This is a genomic window from Streptomyces sp. NPDC043952 (assembly GCF_056435325.1).
Map to the genome: position 1 here is coordinate 48,950 of NZ_JBWKES010000002.1, position 17,663 is coordinate 66,612.

Below are 17,663 nucleotides of genomic sequence, written 5' to 3' on the forward strand. Positions count from 1 at the left end.
CGGCTCGGCAATCGCGGACTTGTCTCACGTCGTACTCGTTCTTCCCACGGGCGGCAGAGCCGGAACGCCCCGTCGGCAACCCCGCTCACCTGCGGCAACGTCAACTCCCCTGCTGTAGTTCAACTGTTGACTGTCTCATGTGGACCTTGACGGGCCCACCGCGCGGCTTGTTGCATTCCGTTGTCGGAATTCGGAAATGCCGAGGGCGACTTTCCCGCCCGAGGCATTCCAGAGATTTCGCAGGGGAGGTGAATGATATGCGCAAGTACGCCAAGCCGGCTGCCAAGGAGGTCACCTCCGGCACCGTCCTGAAGATGGTCGTCTGAGTCCGCTCGGACGATCCCTTGCCGCGCCCGGTCCCGGCCGGGCGCGGCAAGCCCGGTGCCGCACCGGCACCGGACCCGGCGTCAATCCAGTCTCCCGCAGCGAGCGAGGTAGAAGTATGTGTGGCCTGTCCGGCATCGCCCGAGTCGACGGCCGTCCCGTTGGTGAGGAAGCGGACGCCCTGCTCCGCCGGATGGCACGCGCGGTGGCCCACCGGGGCCCCGACGACGAGACGTACTTCCGCTCCGGTCCGCTGGGCCTGGGCTTCGTCCGGCTGTCCCTGGTCGACCCGGAGGGCGGTGCGCAGCCGCTCGCCACGGACGACGGCGGCCTGGTGCTCATCGCCAACGGCGAGATCTACAACCACCGCGAGCTGGCGGCCGGTCTGCCCGCCGGCACCCGGCTGCGCACCCGCTCCGACTGCGAGGTGCTGCTCCATCTCTACCGCCGCGACGGTCTGCGCTTCCTCGACCGGGTGCGCGGCATGTTCTCGCTGGTGCTGTGGGACCGCGACCGCGGCCGTCTGGTGTTCGCCCGCGACCGGTTCGGCATCAAGCCGCTTTTCTACCACCTCAACCGCGAGCGGGTCGTCTTCGCGTCCGAGATCAAGGCACTCTTCGAGGACCCCGACTGCCCGCGCGAACTCGACTGGGACAGGGCGCTGGGCGACCAGCTGCTCAGCATGGCGCCGGTGACCGACGACAGCCCGGCCCACTCCTGGTTCAGGGACATCGAGCTGGTGCCCGCCGCGTCGATCGTCACGCTCGACCTCGGCGACGGCTCCCGCTCCACCCACCGCTACTGGGACTTCCCCTCCTACGAGGGCGACGCGGCCGCCTCCGAGTCGCAGCTCGTCGCGGACTACGGCAGGATCCTGGCCGAGAGCATCGACGACTGCCAGATGGCCGACGTCGAGATCGGCCTCTTCCTCAGCGGCGGCATCGACTCGGCGGCCGTGGCGGCGCTCGCCTCCCTCAAGCCGCGCACGTTCACCGCGCTCAACGGCAGCACCCTCGCCAACGGCGACGCCGAGTCCGCGCACCACATCGCCGGCGTCCTCGGCCTGGCCAACCACCAGGTGCTGCTGGACTCCTCGCACACTCCCTCCGCCGAGGAGTGGAAGCGGCACCTGTGGCTGCTGGAGACGCCGCTCGCGGGCCCCGAGACGTTCTACAAGTACGAGATGTACCGCTACGTCGGCGCCCACGCACCCGAGATCAAGGCCATGCTGCTGGGTGGTGGCGCCGACGAATTCAACGGCGGCTACTCGAAGACCATGGCGGGCGGCGGCGAATGGCCCGACTTCGTGCGCAACGTCGACGCCCTCGGCACCGCCCGTGACCGCGCCCTGCGCCCGGACGTCGGCGCGTGGTGGGACGGGGCGGGCCGCTCCATGGTCAGCGCCCGCTATCTGCGCGAGGTGGCGGGCCGGCCGGCGAGCGACCCGTACGCGGAGCTGTTCCGCTGGAAGTACCGCGATGTCCAGCTCTACAACTGCTGGCACGAGGACCGCACCGCGGCCGGCAACGGTATAGAGGCGCGGGTGCCCTTCCTCGACCACCGGCTGATCGAGCTGGTGGCGGCCGTGCCCGAACCGCTGCGGGCGAACCTGGTGTGGGACAAGCAGATCCTGCGCCGGGCCATGGTGGGCATCCTGCCGCCCGAGATGGTCAACCGCCCCAAGGGCCCCTTCTTCTACGGCAGCGGCGAACACCTCACCTACCGCACGTTCCTGCGGATGCTCGCCCAGAACGGCGATCAGCTGCTCGACGAGGCGCTCGCCAGCGACGCGGCCCGCGAGCGCCTGGACGCCGACCAGGTCCGCGCCCAGTTGCGCAGGCTGGAGCAGGACCCGTCGGCCGGCCATGTGGAGCTGCTGCTGCGCGTGGTCAACCTCGGGCTGCTGGAGCGGATGACCCGCGATCTGCCCACCCCGCACGTCGAGTCCCGCAAGGCGCCGGTGCCGCAGAGCGTCCCGGTGACCGACTGGGCGGCCGAGCGGGAGGCCGTCGAGGCCCGTGTGGTGCGCCGCCGGGAGGTCACGCAGGAGCAGGTGCTGGAGCTGCCCGAGCACGTCCTGCTGCTGCACTCCGCCGACGAGCCCGCCGTGTGGTACCTCGTGGTCGACGGCAGCATCGAGTACGTGCTGGACGAGGTGGAGAACCCCGACTGGCTGCGGTTCCTGCACGCCCTGGACGGCAAGCGGCCCTACGGCGAGCTGGTCGCCGCGCTCGGCGCCGATACCGCCGCCGTGACCCCGCTGGCGGCCGAGGCCCTGGAGCTGGGACTGCTGACGTCGGTGGTTCGCGCGGAATGACCAGGCGTGGCCCGGTGCGCAACCCCGACACCGCCCTGGTGCAGGGCCCCTGGGAAGCGCTGGCGGCGAAGTCGGCCCTGCTCGGCTGCCTGGAGCAGCTGGAGGACCTCGGGCTGCTGCCCGTCGTCCACCTCGCCGTGACGTGTGCGGGGTCCGTCGCCCGCGGCTGGGCCAACGAAGGCAGCGACTACGACTTCAACGTGATCGCCACCGGACCCTGGCACGGGCCCGCCGTGCACGCCATCCCGGTGCCGCTGCGGCCGGCCTCGGTGCCCGTGGCGGTGGCGGACGTCGACGGACGCCGCTGGGAAGTCACGTACTGGCTCGACACCCAGGTGGACCAGATGCTGGCGAAGGTGTCCTGGGCGCGGTTCGAGGAGCGCACCGTCGCCTCCGACGTGCTGACCGGGGCGGAGGAGCGGTTCCTGGAGCAGCTGGTCACCTGTCTCACGCTCAGCGGCACCTCATGGGTGCGCGGCCGGCGGCTGGAACTCGGGGCGACCGCCTTCCGCGCCTTCGTGACGGCACGTTCGCTCGCCGAGGCGGACGCCTCGATCGAGGACGCGCTCGGCCAGCTCGCCGCCGACGACACCGACAGCGCCGTGCTGTCCGCCCGCAAGGCGTTCGGCCACGTGGTAGACGCGCTCCTGGAGAGCCACGGGGCGTTCGGCTCCCGCACACCCAAGTGGCGGGCCCGGCGGTTCCACGAGGTACGGCCCCGGCAGCTGTCGTACGAGGACTACTGGGCGGTGGAGACCATGCGCGACCTCCCCCACGACCGGCCCGGAGGCTGGGTCACCCGAGTCGTGCAGCTATGCAGAGATCTGTCGATCGATGTGGAGATTCACTGATGAGAGACACGGAGTTGCAGCCGGACAGCGTGGTGCGCCGCCGGATGGAAGCCCGTACCCGCAAGTACCGCGGGAAGCTGTACATCGCCGTGCAGGACCAGGCCCTGGAACTGGACGAGGTCGCCCAGGCCATCTTCCGCCGCATCGACGGCACGTCGACGCTGCGGCAGGTCGCGGCCGGACTCGCGGAGGAGTACGGCGTCGGGGTCGACGAGGCCACCGCGGACACCGTGGACTTCGCCGTCCAGCTGCTCGGGCACGGAGTCGTGGAGGTCGTGGCGTGACCGCGGCCGCACGCGGGGGCTTCTGCGGGAAGGGCCCGGCATGTGCGGGACGGTAGGGATGTTCGTCGGCTGCTCGGCCCTGTCGTACTGTCCCCGGCGCCTGCTGCGCGCGCCGTCGCCCGATCCGGGGACGGCGCGGGGGACGGAGGGCGGCGAGACCTCCGCGGAGGCCGACGGCGCCGATCCGGCCGTCGCGAGCGGCGAGCCGGCCCCCTACCGCAGTCCCTTCCGCAGCTGGTACGAGCGCTCCAGCGTGCGCAGCGCCCCCCGGCGGCTGCTCGACGCCGATCCCCGCGACGGCGGTCCGGCACCGTGGCTGTTCCCGCCCGACCTGGTACCGGTCACCCGGCACCCGCTCGTCCGCGACCTGCCCGCGCCGCAGTTCCAGGAGGTGCTGGTTCAGCACCTGTACCGGTACCTGGACTTCACCGCCAAGCTCGAGTACCTGGTCGTCAACCGCACCGTGCTGGGCATCGCGCGCGGCACGGTGGGCGTCCCGGTGCCCGGCGAAATGCGCCTCGACGCCTACAAGATGTACTGCGACGAGGCGTACCACGCGCTGTTCTCCGCGGATCTCGCGGACCAGGTGCAGGCGGTGACCGGAACGGCCCCCCGACTGCCCGAGGAACCCTTCTTCCTGCGGCGGCTGAGCGATCTGCTGGCCGAGCTGCCGGCCGGTGAACGGCCCCTGGCCGAGCTGCTGTTCGTGATCGTCTCGGAGACCCTGATCTCGGCGAGTCTCGCCGAGATCCCGCAACGCGAGGCGGTGGCCCCCGCCGTCACCGGCACGATCCGGGACCACGCCCTCGACGAGGGCCGCCACCACGCCTACTTCGCGCACTTCCTGCACCGTCTGTGGGCGCACCTCGAACCGGCGGAGCGCGAAACGGCCGGCCGGCTGGTGCCGGCGCTGATGGACGCCTTCCTGCGGCCCGATCTCGACGCGCTGCGCGAGGAACTCACCGCTTACGAGCTGACCCGCGACGACGCCGAGCAGATCCTCGCCGAGGTGTACACGCCCGAGGTGCTGAGCAGTCACGCCCGTGCCACCTCCCAGCAGACCCGGCGCTACTTCCGGGAACTCGGCGCCTTCGAGAGCGCCGCCGCCCACGACGCGCTGGCGGCGTACGGCCTGCTCGACTGAGGCGGTCCGGACCCGACGCCGGCCGGCTGCGCCCGCCCACGGACCGGCGGGCGGTGCCGGGTGTCCAGTTCCCCGGCACCGCCCGCCACACATCAGCCGCGGCGGGCCGCCGTCACCCGTTCGCCTCGTGCCCGGCCACCGAGTCGTGCTCCACCACCGAGTCGTCCTCGCGCGTCAGCAGCGGCATCTCGCCCTTCAGCACGGTCCGCTCGGTGACCGTCACCCGTGCCACGTCCTCCAGCGACGGCACGTCGTACATCACCGGCAGCAGCGCCTCGTCGAGGATGGCCCGCAGACCGCGGGCCCCGGTGCCCCGGCTGAGCGCCTGGTCGGCCACCGCCTCCAGCGCTCCCGGCTCGAAGGCCAGTTCCACACCGTCCAGTCGGAACAGCCTGCGGTACTGGCGCACCAGGGCGTTCTTCGGCTCGGTGAGGATCCGCAGCAGCGCCTCCCGGTCCAGCTGGGCCACCGAGGTGACCATCGGCAGGCGGCCGATCAGCTCGGGGATCATCCCGAACTTCACCAGGTCCTCGGGGGTCACTTGGGCGAAGAGGTCGTCCGCCGCGGTCCGGTGCCGGGACCGGACGCTGCCGCCGAAGCCGATGCCCTGGGCCCCGACACGCGCCTCGATGATCTTCTCCAGGCCCGCGAAGGCGCCGCCGACGATGAAGAGGATGTGCGAGGTGTCGATCTGAATGCCCTCCTGGGCGGTGCGGCTGCGGCTGCCGGCGACCGCACCGGTCCCCCGCCCCGGCGGGGCGACGGTCACCAACGAGCCTTCGAGCACCTTCAGCAGAGCCTGCTGCACGCCCTCGCCGGAGACATCACGCGAGACAGCCGGACCGTCGCCCCGGCGGCCGATCTTGTCGATCTCGTCGATGTAGACGATGCCGGTCTCCGCCCGGCGCGGGTCGTGGTCGGCGGCCTGGAGGAGTTTCATCAGGATCGCGTCCACGTCCTCGCCCACATAGCCCGCCTCGGTGAGGCCGGTGGCGTCGGCGATGGCGAAGGGGACGTCGAGGATCCGGGCCAGGGTCTGGGTGAGCAGGGTCTTGCCCGAGCCGGTGGGCCCGAGGAGCAGAATGTTGGACTTGGCCAGTTCGACGTCGTCGTCGTCCACGGCCGCGCCGCGCACCCGCTTGTAGTGGTTGTACACGGCGACGGAAAGCGACTTCTTGGCGCGCTCCTGGCCCACCACATAGGTGTCCAGGAATGCCCGTATCTCACGTGGCTTCGGAAGGCCGCCGGCGAGACCTGCCTTTTGTCCCCCGTTTCTCGTTTCCGCGACCACTTCCGCGCACAGGTCGACGCAGCCGTCGCAGATGTGCACGCCCGGCCCGGACACGATCTTCAAGACTTCGTCTTGTCTCTTCTCGCAGAACGAGCAGGTGAGCTGAGTGTCACGCATGCCGACAACCGTCATTGGGTGAACTCCTTCGTGCGGTCGCGAAACATCGGGTGCGCGGAACACGCCCAACCCGCCCGCGGGATCGATCAATTGAGGATAGGCCAGCTCAATCGGGGGGCCTGGGTTGCGAATAGCGAGACGTCCGTCGCACGGCCCGCACAACTCTGGCAGGATGGAGGCGAGTTAATCAATGCGTCCGAGGAGTCACATGACCGCGGTATCCCGAGTCGTAGCCCGTGAAATCGTCGACAGCCGTGGCAATCCCACCGTCGAGGTCGATGTCACCCTTGAGGACGGCTCGTTCGGCCGCGCCGCGGTCCCGTCCGGAGCCTCGACCGGTGCCAACGAGGCCGTCGAACTGCGCGACGGGGACCGGTCCCGGTTCCACGGCAAGGGCGTGCGCAAGGCCGTCGACGCGGTCAACGGGCCCATCGCGGAGGCGTTGCGCGGCCTGAACGCCGTGGACCAGTACCTCGTCGACGAGACGATGATCAGGCTCGACGCCACGCCCAACAAGGGCGCCCTCGGTGCCAACGCGATCCTCGGTGTCTCGCTCGCCACGGTGAAGGCCGCCGCCGCGGCGCACCGGCTCCCGCTGTACCGCTACGTCGGCGGTGTCGGCGCGCGCACCCTGCCGGTGCCGATGATGAACATCATCAACGGCGGTGCCCACGCCGACAATCCGATCGACTTCCAGGAGTTCATGATCGCGCCGGTGGGCGCGGCGAACTTCGCCGAGGCGGTGCGGATGGGTTCCGAGGTGTTCCACACCCTGCGCAAGGCCCTGGCGGAGGCCGGTCACAACACCAACGTCGGGGACGAGGGCGGCTTCGCGCCCAACCTGCGCTCCGCCGACGAGGCCCTGAGCTTCGTGGTCCGCGCGATCGAGCAGACGGGGTACGCCCCCGGCGAGGACATCGTCCTCGTGCTCGACCCGGCCACCTCGGAGTTCTTCCACGACGGGGTGTACGACTACGCGGGCGAGGGCGTCAAGCGCTCGGTCGAGGAGCACATCGCCTACCTCACCACGCTCGTCTCCCGCTACCCGATCGCCTCCATCGAGGACGCGATGGCCGAGGACGACATCGAGGGCTGGAAGCAGGTCACCCGCGAGCTGGGCGGCAAGATCCAGCTCACCGGTGACGACGTCTTCTGCACCAACGTCGAGCGGCTGAAGGACGGCATCCGCGACGGCTACGCCAACTCCATCCTGGTCAAGGTCAACCAGATCGGTTCGCTCAGCGAGACCCTCACCACCGTGGAGACCGCGCACAAGGCCGGGTACACCGCGGTGATGTCGCACCGGTCCGGTGAGACCGAGGACACCACGATCGCGGACCTCGCGGTCGCCACCAACTGCGGGCAGATCAAGACGGGTTCGCTGTCCCGTTCCGACCGCACGTCCAAGTACAACCAGCTCATCCGGATCGAGGAGGAGCTGGGCTCGCAGGCCCTCTATCCGGGCAGCAGCGTGCTGCGGGTGCGCTGACACCGGCACTTTCCCCTCACCACCGGCCTGCGGGCTGCCCCGCGCCCGCCCGCAGGCCGGTCACCGATCCGGAAGGCGGTCCCCCCTCCATGCCCCTCGCCATCGGCTCGTACGAGAAGCTGGGTGCCCTGTCCGACGGGGCGGACCTGCTCAACCTCGCCTGGACGCAGGACGAACGGGACCTGCTGGGTGCGGACGTCATGGCGGTGGTGGCGCAGGAGCTGACCGCCGAGGTGGCCGAGGCCCTGCCGTACACCGGCGACTACATGGTCAAGGACCCCTACGGCGAAGGCGTACTCGGTCCGGTGGTCGCCGACTTCTTCGGGCGGCCCGGCTGGTCCGCGTCGGTGACCTGCGGCGCCGGGGTCGGTCCGCTGCTGCACGACCTGAGCCTGCTGGCCGCCGGGGCGACGGTGGAGGTCCTGACCGACGTCTACCCCGACCACCCGCACTGGGTGGCCAGGGCGGGCGGCCGCTGTGTGCCCTTCGGCGCCGGGCCGCCCGGTGACATCGTGCTCCTGGAGCGTCCCGCGCTCACCGACGACCGCTTCGCCGATCTCGACGCGGTGCGCGAGTTGTGCGCGGGCACCGCGGAGCGGGGTGCGGTGGTACTGATCGACGAGTCCAACGCCAACTACTGCCCCGCCGGGTTCAGCGCGGCGAACCTCGCCGCGGAGGTGTCCAACCTGATCGTCGTGCGCGGACTGTCCAAGGCGTACGGCCTCGGCGGGGTGCGTCTCGGCTACTGCGTCTCGTCCGCCGCCCTGACCGGGGAGGTACGCGGCGTGGTGGCGCCGCTCGGCGCCTCGTCGCTGTCGCTGCGCGTCGGACGGCGCGTCCTCGGGCTCGGCGACGTGACCTCCGGTCTGCGGGCCCGCATCGCGGCGCACAAGCCGTACGTACGCGACCTGTTGACGGCCGCCGGGCTGCCCGAGCCGGTCGCGGCGGCGGACGGCCTGCCCTATGTGATCTTCCCCGAGAAGCCGCAGGTGGTGGTGGAGTCACTGCTGTCCCGCGGTGTCCAGGGCAAGGTGCAGCCGGTGTGGTCGGCCCGGACCGGCGCTCTCGTCGCGGTCGGCCGGCTCAGTGTCCCGCTCGCGGCACACCGGCTGGCCGAACTGGAATCCCGCCTGGACCGCACGACCACTCCCTGAAGGGCTCACGGCACACGGGCGGCCCCCCTCGGGCTACTCGGCGGTGGCGAGTATCCCGGCCGGCGCGGCGGTGGCGATGCGCCCGGCGGGGCGGGCATGGAGGTCGGCGGGGAGCACGACGGACCTCCGGCTGCTTCCGGGCACCTCCGTCGGATGCGCGGACCCGGAACTCGCGGGCTCAGAACTTGCTGACAAAACGTGACTCCTCCGCGCTCTTGAGGACGGTGGCGAGATCCGCGCCGCCCGCCGAGGCCACCGCGGCCGCGACGGCGCCCTCCACGAAGGGCACGTCGGCGATGACGACATCCGGGCGGCGATGGTCCTCAAGGACCGCACGCGCCGTCAGCACCGCGCTGCCCAGATCCGGCACCACCACGACTCCGGCCCCCCGGTCCGCCGCGCCGAGCGCCTCGCGGACACGGCGGTAGCTGGTGCCCAGCCCGCCGTGGTCGTCGCCTCCCGCGGCGACGACCGGCACGCGATCCGGCCCGATCTGCGCGACCAGCTCTGCCACGCCGTCAGCAAGCCTTACGCTGTGTGACACCAGGACGATGCCGACGGACGGGTTCATGAACGCGTAGCCTAAATATCAGAACATGATTCATCAATACAGAACCCACACCGGAGCATGAGGAAAAGAGCGTGGTGGTTGAGTCGGTCAGGCGTGCCGTCCACATCCTGCGGGAACTGACGGCCGCACCGCGGCTGGGCGTCACCGAGCTCGCCGAGCGCGTCGGCGTCTCGAAGTCGGCCGTCCACGGGCTGCTGCGCACCCTTGAGTGCGAGGGTCTGGTGGGGCAGGACCCCGAGTCCGGCAAGTACCGCCTGGGCCCTGCCCTGGTCACGTTCGGCAACGCCTACCTGGACACGCACGAGTTGCGCACCCGTGCGGTGACCTGGTCCGACCTGCTGGCCGCCCGGACCGACGAAGCCGTCTGGGTGGGGGTGCTGGTCCGGGACGAGGTGCTGGTGGTCCACCACGCGCTGCGCCCGCAGGGGGGCGTGCAGGCGCTGGAGACCGGGGCCAGGCTGCCCTGGAACGCGTGCGCCCTCGGCAAGGCCATCATCGCCTTCTCCGCCCCCGAGGCGCGCAAGCGCGCCCTGGACGGGCCCCTGGACTCGCTCACCGGCCGGACCGTGACCGAACCGGCTGAACTGACCGCCCAGTTGGAGCGTGCCCAGGACGTCGGCTACGCCCTGGAGAGCCAGGAGTCGACGCTGGGGGACGCCGGCATCGCGGCGCCCGTCTTCGACCGCACCGGGGCGGTCGCGGGCGCCATCGGGGTGGTCGGTCCGGTCGAGCGGCTGCTCGCCGAGCCGAACCGCGAAGCGCACGCGATCGCGACCCGCGAGACGGCACGGAACCTTTCGCGCGAACTGGGGGCGTCCCGCGCCACCGGACGCCAGACCATCGGCTGAACAGGACATCTCTCCCCCGAAACCCCTGCCCACCAGCGAAAACCGTCGATTGTCGGGCGTGGCCGTCCCTTGACAGCAGGGGTACGGAAATCTAACTTTCAGGTAATCGTTCAGCGATGGAGAACAGTGTTCTGATCGCGAGGATGAGTTGGCTCAGGTACCGCGTTCGTCATGACCGGGCGTGCACGGTCTGACGACCGCTCGGTGCGAGCGGCCGCTCATGGTAGGGGGCGTCCTGAAGAGGCTGATCAACACGGCCGCGGCGTTAGCGTCCGACACGCTCACCGCGAGAGTGTCCGCCCACCCCGGCCCACGCCGTCCCGCCGGAACCCGAGTGACCGGGCGCGCGGGCGGTCCGGCGTCCGTCCCGGTCGGGACGACACGCTCCTCCTCGTCCATCTCCCGCCGGATCCGGCCGGGTTGCCCGCGGCCGCCGTACCGGGCCCGGCCGGTCCTTCCCCCGTACAGACCCTCCCGCAGACGCCGGCCGGCCATGGCGTCAGCGAGTCGGGCGCGGCAGACGTGCCCTTCACCGTCCGCCGCGCCGGCTCCCACCTCCTCGACCTCTGCACGACACCCGTGAGCACCCCGGCACCGCACTGCGGCTGCCGCGGGTGGCACAAGCTGACGACCACACATGCACGGGAGGACGACCGTTGGACCCCGCACGGATACACGAGTGGCTGTGCACGACGGCAGTGCTGATCGACCAGGAGAAGGACCGGCTGACCGACCTGGACGCAGCCATCGGCGACGGTGACCACGGCGTCAACATGCAACGCGGATACGCCGCGGTCGTGCGGTCCCTGGGGGCGGGCGGAACGGACGGCGCGACGGCGGGCGGGCTTCTGGTCGCCGCGGGCGACACCCTCGTCTCGACCATCGGAGGGGCCTCCGGACCGCTGTTCGGCAACTCCTTCAAAGCCCTGGGCAAGGCCCTCGACGCACCCGGAGCGGAGACCGGCACGCACCGGCTCGCGGCGGCGCTCGCCGCGGCCCGTGACAGCATCCAGCGCCTGGGCGCCGCCCGGCCGGGCGACAAGACCATGTACGACGCGTACGGACCGGCCGCCGACGCGTTCGCCCGCGAGGCCGCGGCCGGAGCCGGACTCGCGGCCTGCGCGCGAGCCGCGGCCACGGCCGCCGCCGAGGGGGCGCGCGCCACCGAGCCGATGCAGGCCCGCCGCGGCCGCGCCTCCTATCTCGGCCTGCGCAGTGTGGGCCATCAGGATCCGGGCGCGGCCTCGACCGCGCTGATCTTCCGTGCCCTTGCGACCGCCCTGGAGGCCAAGTGACCCGGTACCCGCAGACGGTCTCCCCGTTGCGACAGACACCCGCTCCCGGCGCCGCACGTCTGCCCGAGTCGCCGGGGCCCTACCCGCAGTCCCAGGCGACGACGCCGGGCGCGGGCCGTTTCGCCTGGCTCGCCCCCATGGCGCTGTGGCCGCTGGCCCGCCCGTACCTCCCGCGCCCCGCGGCGCGGCCACAGGGGGGCGGCACCCAACGCGCCGACGACGAGGCGATGTTCGCCGCGATCGTGTACGTCCTGGTGAGCGGGGTGCCCTGGCGGGCGCTGCCGAAGGCGTTCACCGTGTCCTGGCAGAACACCCACCGCCGTTTCACGCAGTGGAGCGAGGCCGGTCTGTGGAACCGCATCCGCGAGTCCTCCCGCAGGCCGCAGATGCCCGGTCACACCCGCCAGTGGGCCGACATCATCGGCGCACTGGCCGAGGAGCGGCTGAACCGCACCGCGCCCGCCCCCGCCCGGAGCCCTCAGGCGCAGCCACGGCGCGGCGAGGGCCTCAACCCGCGCATCCGGCTGCATCAGCCGGGCGATCTCACGGTCCGTCTGTTCGGCCCGACCCGCGCCCCGGCGCAGGCCACGGGCCAGGCACTGCGCCGGGCCCAGTGAGGGCCGCCGGGTGGAGGGTGCCGTGGACAGCGCCGACGATGTCTAAGGCGCCGCCGGGCCGACGCCCCGTCAGATCCGGTCCCCGCCGGGTACGTTCGACAGAGAGTGTGGTCCCTCAGCGGTGAACGCCCCTGCATCGATGTCCCTCACCGATTTCCGCGGACGGCTCGACCGGGTGATGGCCGAGAACCCGCGGCGGCACGTCGTCGTGCTCGCGCTGGACGGCGTCAACCTCGCCGCGGCGCGCCCCTGTTGGCCGTCCGCCGACGTCCGGCTGATGCGCGCGGTCTCCCCGACGACGTCCTCCGCCTGCTGGCTCAGCTCCCTGACCGGTCTCGGCGTCGACGACCACGCGGTGCCCGGAGTGGTCTTCGCGGCGCCCTCGGGCGGCCCCGCGCTGGTCAACTTCCTCGACTACCAAGGCGCCGGCCTGACCCCGGCCGCCGGCAACGTCTTCTCCGACGCGGCCCGGCACGGCCGTACGCCGCTCGCGGTGCTCGGCGACATGGAGCACTACGGTTCCGCCTGGCGCGACGCCCTGCTGGCACACGCCCGCCCACTCGCGGGCCACTCCTTCTACACGGAGCACGGCGCCTACCGCAGGCGGACGTCCGCCGAGGTGGCCGCCCGCGTCCGCACGGCGGTCGAGGAGACACTCGCCCGGCACGGCAGCGGGCAGCCCTGCCTCCTGTGGTGCTACGTGGAGGTCGATCAGCACGTGCACCGGCACGGGTACGACAGCCACACCACCGAAGTCCTCACGGCTCTCGGCGCGTTCGCCGACGCGCTGGTCGCGCGGGGTGTCGTGGTGGTGGCCCACGCCGATCACGGTCTGGTGCCCACGGTGCACGACCCCGCGCTCGCGGACCTTCTCGACCACATGGGACAGCGGCACGGCTTCACGATGGGCGGCGCCGGACGTATGCGCTGGCTGTATCCCGAGGACCGCGACGGCGGCGCCGGTCTGTCCGCACGACTGCGCGCGGCGCTCCCCCGCGCCGTGCGGGTCATGCCGGCGGACCGGGTCTTCGCGCCGGGCTCGGCCGCACGGGGCCGGGTCGGCGACGTCCTGCTGGTGGCGGAGGGGGAGAAGTTCCTCACCGATGCCGCCTACCGCTACGACCACGGCTCCTTCGCGCCCGAGGAGACCGAGACCCCCTTCGCCGTATGGCGCTGAGCACGGCCCGCAGTCACCCGTTTTCGATCCAACTCCCCTGTCTCACGTGGCGGTTGACGGCACGAGCGGCTGTGCTGAACGCTGAGGCGAGTAATTTCCCAGGAGGTAGAGCGATGAGTACAAGTCTGACCGGTTGCCTGGAGGAGATGGATCGCCGCGGGCTCATACCGGCGGACTGCCTCGCGGTGTGCTGTGTGGGTTCGGTCGCCCGCGGCTGGTCCAACGAGTCCAGCGACTACGACTTCAACGTCGTCTCCTCCACCCCGTGGACCGGCGACAGCGCCCGTACCATCCCGGTACCGCTCCAGCCCGGTGTCGTCCCCGCGGTCGTGCTGCACGTGGACGGCCGGCGCTGGGAGATCAAGTACTGGCTCGACAGCCAGGTCCAGCAGATGATCGACAAGGTCAGCTGGGAACAGTTCGAGGCCGGCAGCTCCACGGCCAAGGCGCTGATCGACGCCGAGGAGCTGTTCCTGGAGCGGATGAGCACCTGCCTCACCCTCAGCGGTGCCGCCTGGGCCGACGAGTGCCGGCGCAAGGTCGAGAAGTCCGCCTTCCGGGCCTTCGTGACCACCCGCTCGCTGGCCGAGGCGGACTCCTCCATCGAGGACGCCGGCGGCCAGCTGGCCGCCGGGGACTTCGACAGCGCGGTGCTGTCCGCCCGCAAGGCGCTCGGGCACACCGTGGACGCCCTGCTGGAGAGCAAGGGCAACTTCGGCTCCCGTACGCCGAAGTGGCGGGCACGCCGGTTCCGCGAGGTCCGGCCGGACGCGCTGGCGTTCGAGGAGTACTGGGCCCTGGAGACCATGCGGTCCTTCGATCCCGACCAGCCCCAGACCTGGGTCAACCTCGTCATTCAGCGATGCCGGGACCTGACCATGGAGGTCGAGATCTCGTGACCGCCCACCAGGACGTCAGACCACTCGATCCGGCGGCGGACCGGCGCTCCGCCTCCGCGTTCTGGCGGTACTGGACCGCGTCCACGATCAGCGGCACCGGTGACGCGATCACCACCGTCGCCCTGCCCCTGGTGGCGGTCGGCGTGCTGCACGCCTCCAGCCTCCAGGTCAGTTTCCTGACCGCGGCCCAGTACGCCGCCTGGATCGCCATCGGCCTGCCCGCCGGGGTGATCGTGCAGCGGCTGCCGTTGCGCGGTACGCAGGTCGCGATGGACCTCATCCGGGCGGCGGCCCTGGTGTCGGTACCGGTGGCGGCCGCGTTCGGCGTCCTGCATCTGGCCCAGCTGGTCCTGGTGGCGCTGGTGATCGGGCTGGCGACGGTCCTGTTCGACGTGGGCAACTCCACGTTCCTGCCGTCGATCGTCAGCAAGGAGGAACTGACCGCCCGCAACAGCCTGACGTCCGCCTCGGTGTCGGCCACCCAGCTGGGCGGGCCCTCGCTCGGCGGTCTGCTGGTCCAGGTCTTCGGCGGCGCGCTCACCCTCGTCTTCGACGTCGTCAGCTACGTCGTCTCCGCGGTGCTGCTGCGCACCCTGCCACGGCCCGCCCCCGTCCGGTCCGGGGGGCCGGCGGAGTCGATGGCGGGGCAGATCAAGGAGGGCTGGCGGTTCGTCACCCACCACAAGGTCATCCGCCCCTGCGTCGCCGCGGCCACACTGGCCAACTTCACCTGCGGCGCCTTCATGGCACTGCTCCCGGTCTTCCTGGTGCGCACGCTCGGCACACCGGCAGGGCTCGTCGGTGTGCTGATCGCCATGGAGGGGCTCGGCAGTCTCCTCGGCGCCACGCTCACCCCGCGGCTCGCCGGCCGCGTCGGCAGCGCCCGCACCATCCTGGCCTCCACCCTGTTCGGCGCGTCCCTCGCGCTGCTGATGCCGCTGGCGGGAAGCGGCTGGGGGCTGCTGCTGTTCGCGCTCGGCAACCTGTGTTTCGGCGCGAGCATCGTCGTACTCAGCATCCTCACCCGCACCCACCGGCAGACGGTCACCCCGCCCGAGCTGCTGCCCCGCGTGATGGCCACGGTCCGGTTCATCTCCTGGGGGGCGGTGCCGTTCGGCGCGCTCACCGCCGGCGCCACGGCCAGTGCCCTCGGCAACCGGGGGGCGCTGTGGCTGATCTGCGCCCTCGCCTTCCTGACCCCGCTGGCCGTGTGGACCAGCGGCATCCGCCGCATGCGCGACCTGACGTAAGCCGGTACGGCGCCGGGTTCGTGTCCCGGTTCGCGCACCGCGCCCACGTCAGCGCCGGATCAGCCCCAGGTCCGTGGCCGTCGCGACCGCGGCGGTGCGGGAGTCGACGCCCAGCTTCGTGTAGACGCGGGCCAGGTGGGACTTGACGGTCCCCTCGGTGAGGTGGAGGCGGTGGGCGACGGCCTGGTTGGAGAGGCCGCCGGCGACCAGGGTGAGCACCTCGGTCTCGCGCCGGGTCAGGGCGGCGCCCGGCGTGCGCAGCCGGTTCATGAGGCGCTCGGCGACCGCGGGGGCGAGGGTGGTGCGGCCGGCCGCGGCGGTGCGTACGGCGGCGGCCAGGTCCTCGGGCGGCGCGTCCTTGAGGAGGTAACCGGTGGCGCCGGCCTCGATGGCGGGCAGCGTGTCGGCGTCGGAGTCGTACGTCGTGACGACCAGGACGCGCGGCGCCCCCGGCCTGGCGGTGATCCGCGCGGTGGCCTCGGCGCCGCCCATGCCCTTGCCGAACTGGAGGTCCATGAGGACGACGTCGACATCGCCCCCGGCGGCGCGGGCGACGGCCTCCTCCGCGGTGGCGGCCTCGGCAACGATCACGAGGCCGGGCTCGGTCTCCAGCACCGCCCGCAGCCCGGCCCGGACCACGGGGTGGTCGTCGGCCAGGAGCAGGCGGATGGGGGTGCGCGGGGAGCTGTCGTCGGTCACGGGCGGGCCTCGAATGCGGGGGTGGGCGTGCGGTCGGCGGGGGCGCCGAGCGGGAGCCGCGCGGCCAGGGAGGTCCCGTGGCCGGGCGCGGCGGCGATGGTCAGGGTGCCGCCGAGGTCGTGCATCCGGGCGCGCATGGCCGCCAGGCCGAAGCCGCCGCTCTCCGGGTCGGGCGCGGGCGGCAGCGCGGGGTCGAAGCCGGTGCCGTCGTCGGTGATGTCGAGGGCGATGTGGTCGCCGCGGTAGCCGAGGGTGACGTCGGCGCCGGTGGCGCGGGCGTGGCGCACGGTGTTGGCGAGGGCGGACTGGGCGATGCGCAGCAGGGCGACCTCGTGCGCCGTGGGCAGCGGGACCGGGTCGCCGGTGAGGTGGAACCGCACCGGGATCCGGTGGTGGGTGCCGGTGGTGGCGCACAGCCGTGCCAGCGCGTCGGCGAGCGTGCTGCCGTCCAGGGCGGGCGGGCTGAGGGCGGCGACGAAGCGGCGGGCCTCGGCGAGATTGTCCACCGCGGCCTGCCGGGCCGCCGCCACATGGCCGGCGGCGGCATCGGGCCGGCCGGGCAGGGCGCGTTCGGCGGCGCGCAGCAGCAACTGGATGCTGGACAGGCCCTGGGCGAGGGTGTCGTGGATCTCGCGGGCCAGGCGTTCGCGCTCGGCCAGCACCCCCGCGGTGTGCTGGACCCGGTCAAGGTCGGCGCGGGTGGCGGTGAGTTCCTCGATCAGCCGTCTGCGCCGCTCGCTCTCCCGGTACAGGGCCTCGTACCCCCGTACCACCGCGACCGCGACCGCGGCGCCGAGCGCGGGCCCGATCACCATGGCGGCGCCGAAGGAGCCCTGGTGGGCGGCGAAGCCGCAGACGGCCGCCGCCGCGGTGGCGGCCACGGCCGCGATCTGGGCCCGGCGCGGCAGCAGATGGAGCTGGAGGAAGTACAGCGGGAACGCCACCCACACCGCGTCGGGGGACAGGACCAGCAGCACCAGCCATACGGCGCCCACCGCGGCGAGCCACAGCGCCGCGGCCCGCCGGGAGCGGCGCACGGCGGGCAGCGGGGGCCCGGCCGCGTAGACCCCGGCGCAGGCCACGGCGGCGGTGACGACGGGCCAGGCGGCGGTCCGGCCGTCGGCCACCGCCCGCCAGGCGACCAGCGTGAGCAGGCCCACGACCAGCAGGTGCAGGCACCAGGACAGGGCCCGAGTGGTCGGGGTCGGAGCGGGGGAAGCGGTGTTCACAGTGCCTTACAGGCTACGAGAGGTTCCAAACCGGCGGCCTCTGTCGAAAGGTGGAACCCGCGCACCGCCTTCCGGCCCACGAAGTGCCGTCCGGCGCCGGACGCGCG

Annotated in this window: 16 protein-coding genes; 12 read left to right on the forward strand and 4 right to left on the reverse strand. The window is 72.2% G+C overall.

Annotated features, from left to right (window positions below; translation table 11 throughout):
* Positions 1 to 442 precede the first annotated feature (442 nt).
* From asnB to AC069R_RS02230, 4 genes are read left to right on the forward strand one after another with little or no spacing between them, the layout of a single operon-like run.
* Positions 443 to 2,641: an asparagine synthase (glutamine-hydrolyzing) gene (asnB, locus tag AC069R_RS02215; protein WP_478763746.1), complete on the forward strand. Its 2,199-nt coding sequence runs from the start codon at positions 443 to 445 to the stop codon at positions 2,639 to 2,641.
* Complete coding sequence (locus AC069R_RS02220; protein ID WP_478763748.1) at positions 2,638 to 3,492, forward strand: hypothetical protein; 855 nt, start codon at positions 2,638 to 2,640, stop codon at positions 3,490 to 3,492. Before asnB ends, AC069R_RS02220 begins: the two co-directional genes overlap by 4 nt.
* Positions 3,492 to 3,776 (forward strand): PqqD family protein, encoded by a 285-nt coding sequence (locus AC069R_RS02225; RefSeq protein ID WP_478763750.1) that lies wholly within the window; start codon positions 3,492 to 3,494, stop codon positions 3,774 to 3,776. Before AC069R_RS02220 ends, AC069R_RS02225 begins: the two co-directional genes overlap by 1 nt.
* A 40-nt stretch (positions 3,777 to 3,816) precedes the next feature.
* Positions 3,817 to 4,920, forward strand: a complete 1,104-nt coding sequence (locus AC069R_RS02230; protein WP_478763752.1) for a diiron oxygenase — start codon at positions 3,817 to 3,819, stop codon at positions 4,918 to 4,920.
* 112 nt (positions 4,921 to 5,032) lie between these two features.
* Here AC069R_RS02230 and clpX read toward each other — a convergent pair whose 3' ends face one another.
* The gene (clpX, locus tag AC069R_RS02235) at positions 5,033 to 6,343 is read right to left on the reverse strand and encodes an ATP-dependent Clp protease ATP-binding subunit ClpX (protein WP_478763754.1); all 1,311 of its coding nucleotides are present in this window, start codon (positions 6,341 to 6,343) and stop codon (positions 5,033 to 5,035) included.
* Between the two features lie 193 nt (positions 6,344 to 6,536).
* On the opposite strand from clpX, the gene eno reads away from it, so the two are divergent.
* Both eno and AC069R_RS02245 read left to right on the forward strand, forming a co-directional pair.
* A complete protein-coding gene (eno, locus tag AC069R_RS02240; RefSeq protein ID WP_397982875.1) occupies positions 6,537 to 7,817 on the forward strand; it encodes a phosphopyruvate hydratase in 1,281 nt (426 codons plus the stop codon).
* An 89-nt stretch (positions 7,818 to 7,906) separates the two neighbouring features.
* Positions 7,907 to 8,971, forward strand: coding sequence for an aminotransferase class I/II-fold pyridoxal phosphate-dependent enzyme (locus AC069R_RS02245; protein ID WP_478763756.1), 1,065 nt, complete (start codon positions 7,907 to 7,909; stop codon positions 8,969 to 8,971).
* Positions 8,972 to 9,149: 178 nt separating this feature from the next.
* On the opposite strand, the gene dhaM is transcribed toward AC069R_RS02245, so the two are convergent.
* Positions 9,150 to 9,542 carry a dihydroxyacetone kinase phosphoryl donor subunit DhaM gene (gene dhaM, locus AC069R_RS02250; RefSeq protein WP_478763758.1) on the reverse strand — a complete coding sequence of 131 codons (393 nt, stop codon included), beginning with the start codon at positions 9,540 to 9,542 and terminating at the stop codon, positions 9,150 to 9,152.
* Positions 9,543 to 9,613: 71 nt separating this feature from the next.
* On the opposite strand from dhaM, the gene AC069R_RS02255 reads away from it, so the two are divergent.
* The 6 genes from AC069R_RS02255 (at position 9,614) to AC069R_RS02280 (ending at position 15,628) form a co-directional block, all read left to right on the forward strand.
* The gene (locus tag AC069R_RS02255; protein WP_478763760.1) at positions 9,614 to 10,390 is read left to right on the forward strand and encodes an IclR family transcriptional regulator; all 777 of its coding nucleotides are present in this window, start codon (positions 9,614 to 9,616) and stop codon (positions 10,388 to 10,390) included.
* Between the two features lie 656 nt (positions 10,391 to 11,046).
* The gene (dhaL, locus tag AC069R_RS02260; protein ID WP_478763762.1) at positions 11,047 to 11,685 is read left to right on the forward strand and encodes a dihydroxyacetone kinase subunit DhaL; all 639 of its coding nucleotides are present in this window, start codon (positions 11,047 to 11,049) and stop codon (positions 11,683 to 11,685) included.
* A 26-nt stretch (positions 11,686 to 11,711) separates the two neighbouring features.
* Positions 11,712 to 12,302, forward strand: coding sequence for a transposase (locus AC069R_RS02265; RefSeq protein ID WP_478763764.1), 591 nt, complete (start codon positions 11,712 to 11,714; stop codon positions 12,300 to 12,302).
* 139 nt (positions 12,303 to 12,441) lie between these two features.
* Entirely contained in the window at positions 12,442 to 13,479 is a 1,038-nt protein-coding gene (locus AC069R_RS02270; RefSeq protein ID WP_478763765.1) for an alkaline phosphatase family protein, read from the forward strand.
* A gap of 113 nt (positions 13,480 to 13,592) precedes the next feature.
* Entirely contained in the window at positions 13,593 to 14,378 is a 786-nt protein-coding gene (locus AC069R_RS02275; protein ID WP_478763767.1) for a hypothetical protein, read from the forward strand.
* The gene (locus tag AC069R_RS02280; RefSeq protein WP_478763769.1) at positions 14,375 to 15,628 is read left to right on the forward strand and encodes an MFS transporter; all 1,254 of its coding nucleotides are present in this window, start codon (positions 14,375 to 14,377) and stop codon (positions 15,626 to 15,628) included. Before AC069R_RS02275 ends, AC069R_RS02280 begins: the two co-directional genes overlap by 4 nt.
* A gap of 48 nt (positions 15,629 to 15,676) precedes the next feature.
* On the opposite strand, the gene AC069R_RS02285 is transcribed toward AC069R_RS02280, so the two are convergent.
* Both AC069R_RS02285 and AC069R_RS02290 read right to left on the reverse strand, forming a co-directional pair.
* Positions 15,677 to 16,327 (reverse strand): response regulator, encoded by a 651-nt coding sequence (locus AC069R_RS02285; RefSeq protein WP_478763770.1) that lies wholly within the window; start codon positions 16,325 to 16,327, stop codon positions 15,677 to 15,679.
* Positions 16,324 to 17,556, reverse strand: a complete 1,233-nt coding sequence (locus AC069R_RS02290) for a sensor histidine kinase (protein ID WP_478763772.1) — start codon at positions 17,554 to 17,556, stop codon at positions 16,324 to 16,326. The genes AC069R_RS02285 and AC069R_RS02290 overlap by 4 nt, the downstream gene beginning before the upstream one ends.
* Positions 17,557 to 17,663: the final 107 nt, after the last annotated feature.

Coding starts and splice junctions, on each gene's coding strand:
- asnB (WP_478763746.1), top strand. CDS start 443: ATGTGTGGCCTGTCCGGCATCGCCCGAGTCGACGGCCGTCCCGTTGGT.
- AC069R_RS02220 (WP_478763748.1), top strand. CDS start 2,638: ATGACCAGGCGTGGCCCGGTGCGCAACCCCGACACCGCCCTGGTGCAG.
- AC069R_RS02225 (WP_478763750.1), top strand. CDS start 3,492: ATGAGAGACACGGAGTTGCAGCCGGACAGCGTGGTGCGCCGCCGGATG.
- AC069R_RS02230 (WP_478763752.1), top strand. CDS start 3,817: ATGTGCGGGACGGTAGGGATGTTCGTCGGCTGCTCGGCCCTGTCGTAC.
- clpX (WP_478763754.1), bottom strand. CDS start 6,343: ATGACGGTTGTCGGCATGCGTGACACTCAGCTCACCTGCTCGTTCTGC.
- eno (WP_397982875.1), top strand. CDS start 6,537: ATGACCGCGGTATCCCGAGTCGTAGCCCGTGAAATCGTCGACAGCCGT.
- AC069R_RS02245 (WP_478763756.1), top strand. CDS start 7,907: ATGCCCCTCGCCATCGGCTCGTACGAGAAGCTGGGTGCCCTGTCCGAC.
- dhaM (WP_478763758.1), bottom strand. CDS start 9,542: ATGAACCCGTCCGTCGGCATCGTCCTGGTGTCACACAGCGTAAGGCTT.
- AC069R_RS02270 (WP_478763765.1), top strand. CDS start 12,442: ATGTCCCTCACCGATTTCCGCGGACGGCTCGACCGGGTGATGGCCGAG.
- AC069R_RS02275 (WP_478763767.1), top strand. CDS start 13,593: ATGAGTACAAGTCTGACCGGTTGCCTGGAGGAGATGGATCGCCGCGGG.